The organism is Winogradskyella sp. (assembly GCF_045105575.1).
Taxonomy (GTDB): Bacteria; Bacteroidota; Bacteroidia; order Flavobacteriales; family Flavobacteriaceae; genus Winogradskyella.
The window spans coordinates 1-5,842 of record NZ_JBGCDQ010000018.1 but is presented as its reverse complement, the minus strand read 5'-3'; the positions used below and the strand labels follow the sequence as shown (position 1 = coordinate 5,842).

The 5,842-nt window shown below is 35.5% G+C and carries 4 protein-coding genes and 1 tRNA gene; 3 read left to right on the top strand and 2 right to left on the bottom strand.

Annotated features, from left to right (window positions below; translation table 11 throughout):
- From AB8B52_RS04730 to AB8B52_RS04720, 3 genes are all read left to right on the top strand, one after another.
- The coding region (locus AB8B52_RS04730; RefSeq protein WP_406025745.1) for a glycosyl hydrolase at positions 1-1,960 on the top strand (1,960 nt) is incomplete at its 5' end.
- Between the two features lie 28 nt (positions 1,961-1,988).
- Entirely contained in the window at positions 1,989-3,110 is a 1,122-nt protein-coding gene (locus AB8B52_RS04725; RefSeq protein ID WP_406025743.1) for a glycoside hydrolase family 88 protein, read from the top strand.
- A 13-nt stretch (positions 3,111-3,123) separates the two neighbouring features.
- Positions 3,124-4,935, top strand: coding sequence for a prolyl oligopeptidase family serine peptidase (locus AB8B52_RS04720; protein WP_406025741.1), 1,812 nt, complete (start codon positions 3,124-3,126; stop codon positions 4,933-4,935).
- 149 nt (positions 4,936-5,084) lie between these two features.
- On the opposite strand, the gene AB8B52_RS04715 is transcribed toward AB8B52_RS04720, so the two are convergent.
- Both AB8B52_RS04715 and AB8B52_RS04710 read right to left on the bottom strand, forming a co-directional pair.
- Positions 5,085-5,504: an SUMF1/EgtB/PvdO family nonheme iron enzyme gene (locus AB8B52_RS04715; RefSeq protein ID WP_406025739.1), complete on the bottom strand. Its 420-nt coding sequence runs from the start codon at positions 5,502-5,504 to the stop codon at positions 5,085-5,087.
- A gap of 198 nt (positions 5,505-5,702) precedes the next feature.
- Positions 5,703-5,776, bottom strand: a tRNA-Arg gene (locus AB8B52_RS04710).
- Positions 5,777-5,842 lie beyond the last annotated feature (66 nt).

Genomic DNA, 5,842 nt, shown 5'->3' with positions numbered 1-5,842 from the left:
TGATAGCTACGAGGTGTACCAAACAGACTTTACCCCAGACTTTTTTGAAGCATTTAAAACGTTAAGAGGTTATGATTTAAAACCGCATTTACCAAAGGTACTTAGCGAAGAAGAAACCGAAGAAAACTTTAGAGTTAAAAGTGATTACAGAGAAACTTTATCTGATTTATTACTTAATGATTTTGATAAACCGTGGACCGCATGGGCAAATACTAACAGCTTTAAGTCGAGACTTCAAGCACATGGTTCACCTGGGAATTTAATAGATTTATACGCCTCAGCAGATATTCCAGAATGTGAAACTTTTGGATCTATGCCTTATTATGTTGTTGGGTTAAGACGCGAAAAAGAAGACATTAGAGAAGGTGATGCAGACCCTGTAATGCTTAAATTTTCATCCTCTGCAGCGCATATCGCTGGCAAACCTTTAACCTCTTCTGAGACTTTTACATGGCTTAGAGATCATTTTAAAACAGCCTTATCACAAACTAAACCAGAGGTCGAAGATTTGTTTTTAAACGGTATTAATCATATCTTTTTACACGGTACAACCTACTCACCAAAACGCGCAGCATGGCCAGGCTGGAAGTTTTATGCTTCGGTGAATTTTAATCCTAATTTAGCCATTGGCGAAGATGAAAATGAATTATTTTCATATATAAAAAACTGTCAAACCTTGCTTCAGTCTGGGCAACCAGATAATGATGTATTGCTATACTGGCCTATTTATGATGTATGGAATTCGCACTTAGAAGGAAGTCTGTTTTTTCAGTTTAAGATTCATTCCTTAGACGAGTGGTTACACAATCAACCTTTTTACGAAACCACTAAAGGTTTATTAAACAAAGGATATAGTTTAGATTTTATTTCAGATAATTTTATTGAAAAAGCCAGTTTTAAAAATGGAGAAATTGTCTTACCAGGTGGCAGCTACAAGAGTTTGGTTGTGCCTTCGAGCACGCACATGCCGTTACAAACCTTAAAAAAGTTAATCGCTTTAAAAGCACAAGGCGCAAATATTATTTTTGAAAACCTTCCTAGCTCAGTGCCAGGATTCAATAATTATAAAGAACAGAATGCTGAAATGAAGCGCTTATTTACTTCAAACAAAACCCAAATTAAAGCTTCTACAAACATCTATGAAGATTTAAGTTTGGCTGATGTAACACCAGAAAAACTGGTTGCTACTGGCTTAAAGTATATAAAACGTGCTAAGGGAGACGATACAATTTATTATCTAGTAAATCATACTGCTAATTATATAGACCAATATATCCCTGTAAATGTGTTGCAACAACATATTACAATTTACAATCCAGATACAGATACTTACGGAAACGCTGAAACCAAAAAAGAAGGAGATACAACTTTAGTTAGAGTACAAATAAAATCTGGCGAAAGTCTGTTCTTAACTACCGAAAATCAAGCTTCAAACAAGAATTGGCAATATTACCAAATATCAGATACAAGTTATGCTATAAATGGCGCTTGGGATATTCAATTTTTACGTGGTGGACCAAGTCTTCCTGAAGCTGGGGCAATGACTGACCTTAAATCTTGGACAGAATTAAGTGAAGCCGCAGCGCAGTTCTCAGGAACAGCAAAATACGAGATTACGTTTAACAATCCTGATGCCAATGTTAAAACATGGCTACTGCAACTTGGCGACGTAAGAGAAAGCGCTAAAGTTTGGCTAAATGACGACTATGTTGGCGCATTATGGGCTAATCCTTTCGAAATAAATATAGGATCACTTAAAGCCGGAGACAATAAATTAACAATAGAAGTGACCAACTTATCTGCAAACCGCATAAGAGCAAAAGAAATGCGTGGTGAAGAATGGAAAAATTTCTATGAGATAAATATGGTAAATAAAGATTATGAAAAATTTGATGCCACCAAATGGAACCCTATGCCTTCTGGTATTTTAGGCCCTGTAAAACTAACACCGCTTCAATAAAATTAATAATAGAATAAATACACAAAAAATGAACAGATTGTTTTTAATCGTATGCCTTACAATATTTTCTTGTAAATCAACACAGGCTCAAATTCCACCAAAAAAGGACATTTTAAAAAGTATGCAACTTGCCAATGATTATTTTATGAAAAAATGGCAAGATGTTGGTAAAACAATTATCACAAACAAAGAAAGACCAAGTAATATTTGGACTCGTGGTGTGTATTATGAGGGATTGATGGCCTTGTACGAAATTTATCCCAAAGAAGCGTATTATGACTATGCTTATGACTGGGCAGAGTTTCATAATTGGGGCTTTAGAGATGGTAATGCCAACAGAAATGCAGATGATTATTGTGCGGCACAAACCTATATCGATTTATACAATTTAGAGCCAGATCCTAAGAAATTAAAAAACACAAAATCGTGTATCAATATGTTATTGAATACACCGCAATTAGATGATTGGTCTTGGATTGATGCGATTCAAATGGGAATGCCTGTTTTTGCAAAATTAGGCGTGTTAGAAAATGACTATCGCTATTTTGAAAAAATGTACGAAATGTATATGTACACTAGAGATCAGCACGGCGATAACGGTTTGTATAATCCTGAAGACGGACTTTGGTGGAGAGATGCCGATTTTGACCCGCCATACACAGAGCCAAACGGAGAAGATTCTTACTGGAGTAGAGGTAATGGATGGGTAATTGCAGCACTAGCAAAAGTGTTAACGATTATTCCTGATGATGCGCCGCACAGACAACAATATGTAGATGATTTAATTGCGATGTCTGAAGCTTTAGTGCCTATTCAAAGAAAGGATGGCTTTTGGAATGTAAGTTTACACGACCCAACTCATTATGGTGGTAAAGAAACTTCTGGAACTGCGCTTTTTGTATATGGAATGGCATACGGTGTTAATAATGGTATTTTAGATAAAGACAAATACTTGCCTATTATAGAAAAAGCATGGAATGCCATGGTAACGGAAGCGCTTCATACAAATGGGTTCTTAGGTTATTTACAATCAACAGGAAAAGAACCAAAAGACGGACAACCTTTGTCTTATGATAAAATTCCAGATTTTGAAGATTATGGTTTAGGATGTTTTCTTTTAGCTGGAGCGGAGCTTTATAGGTTAAAATAATAAAAAAGAGATAATGTTAAAATGCTATTTTATATTTCTTTTCACGTTGATTGCATCGTTTAATCTTTCAGCGGTATTTGCGCAAAATAATGAAATACCGCTTTGGAAAAAAATACCCAATGCAATAACAAATGATGAGTATAAAGAAACGTTTCGAGTAAACAAAAAAGGCGTAGTGAATGCGGTTAGAAATGTAAAAACCCCCACATTAAAAGTATTTTTAGCAGACAACTCTAAAACCAATAATACCGCAGTGGTCATTTGTCCTGGTGGAGGGTACAGTGTACTCTCTCATATAAAAGAAGGAGATAAAATAGCGGAATGGTTTAATTCTATTGGTATTTCTGCTTTTGTACTAAAATACAGATTGCCAAGTGATTTGATTATGGAAGATAAAACCATTGGCCCGCTACAAGATGCTCAAGAAGCCATGAGAATGATAAGGCGAAACGCTCAAGAATGGAATATCAACCCTAATAAGGTTGGAGTTATAGGCTTTTCTGCTGGAGGTCATTTAGCTTCAACATTATCTACCCATTATAATGACGAGGTTTACCCAATCACTTCTAAGGCATTAAGTGCTCGCCCCGATTTTTCTATGTTCATCTATCCCGTAATCTCAATGGAAGATGGCATTACTCACAATGGTTCAAAGGTGAAACTTCTAGGGGAGAACCCTTCTAAAGCCATGGTTTCTAGGTATTCTAATGAAAAACAAGTCGATGAAAACACACCACCTACCATTTTAATTCACACAACAGATGACCACGCTGTTCCTGTTGAAAATAGTATCAATTATTATGTAGCCTTAAAGCAACATAAAGTACCTGCAGAAATACATGTTTATGAAAACGGTGGGCATGGCTATGGATTGGGGCGATCTGGAACCCATTTAAATTGGCCAAAGGCTTGTGAAGATTGGTTGATCGCAAATAACTTTATTCCTAAAAAAGAGGTGTATATGTTTTCTTATTTTAAAGGAAATGGAAAAGACGGTTTGCATTTAGCCTATAGTAAAGACGGTTACACTTGGAAACCCTTAAAAAATAACACCTCTTTTTTAACACCAAAAGTTGGTAAAGACAAACTAATGCGAGACCCTTGTATTGTAAAAGGTGCTGATGGTTTGTATCATATGGTATGGACAGTAAGTTGGACGGATAAAGGTATTGGATATGCAAATTCTAAAGATTTAATACATTGGTCCGAGCAACAATTTATTCCTGTCATGCAGCACGAAAAAGGCACACGCAACACATGGGCGCCAGAAATTACTTATGACACCCAACGCAAAGCTTATATGATTTATTGGGCAAGTACAATTGAAGGCAAGTTTCCGGAAACACAAATTTCTGAGGACAAAGGGTATAATCATAGAATATATTATACGATGACTAAAGATTTTAAAATCTTTAGCGCTACTAAATTATTGTACGATCCAGAATTTAATGTTATTGATGCTAGCATACAAAAGCAAAACAATACATATGTGATGTTTTTAAAGGATGAAACCAAAAAACCTGTTCAGAAAAACCTAAAGATAGCTTATAGTGATCATTTAACAGGTCCGTATACAAATGCAAGCGCACCTATTACAGGAAATTATTGGGCGGAAGGGCCAACCGCTACAAAAATAGCGGGCAATTGGGTGGTTTATTTTGATAAATACACAGACCACAAATATGGTGCTGTACAATCTACAGATTTAAAAACTTGGGTAGATATTTCAGACAAAATTGAATTTCCTGAAGGAGCAAGGCATGGTACTGTCTTTAAAATCTCTTTAGAAGCATTTAATAATCTACTAAGCATTGAACTTAGATAACAACAAACGCTAAGCAATACGCGCTTAGATCTGTTTTTACCTGATGGTAATTAGTCTTTAATCACAGAAAAACCGATATGAATATTTCCGGTTTCTTTATCCACAAATAATTCTCTATCTTTTGTTGTACCGTGGCAGGTACTTTCAGATCAAAAAAGAGACCCGCCCGCTAATCTTACCAAGGCATCATTTTCATTATCGGTAATATCCCATACATTACCAACAATATTCACTTTATCTATGTCTGAAATTGGTAGTTTATTATCTGAAACTATAATCCGTGTATCCTTTTTTACAATGTTCCAATATTCATTATAATTCGGAAGCCTTTGTTTAGACCATTTACAGTAGGCTAGAGCATCATTATAACTTACTTGTGTTACAGGAAGCTTACCAGAACTAACCTTATGTACACCGTCTGGTTTTCGCCAGCTGGCATTAGGGACGGTCTTAAAATTATAAACATCGGTTTGTACTATAGACCATCCATATTTTTCTGCATCAGTAACGTAATTGGTTTCTTTTACAAACCGTTCAAATTCAGAATATGAAACTGGTTTTAAAGACATTGCTTTATCCTTACACGACGAAAAAAGAATCAAAAAAAGAAAAGTATATTTCCAGATATTCAAAATAACTTGGATTTAAATTTTTGCATTAATTTATTGGATTACTGACGCATCCGCTATGCTCCGCTTTGAAAATACTTCAAACAAAAAAAATACTCAAGCAAGCTTGGTATTTTTTCTTATTGAAGTATTTATTCGTGACCTCGAGAGGATTCGAACCTCCAACCCTCAGAGCCGAAATCTGATATTCTATCCAGTTGAACTACGAGGCCATATTTGTGTCTAAGCAGTAATTTCTAAACTAAGACAACTTCGATTTTACAATAGTAGATATGGTC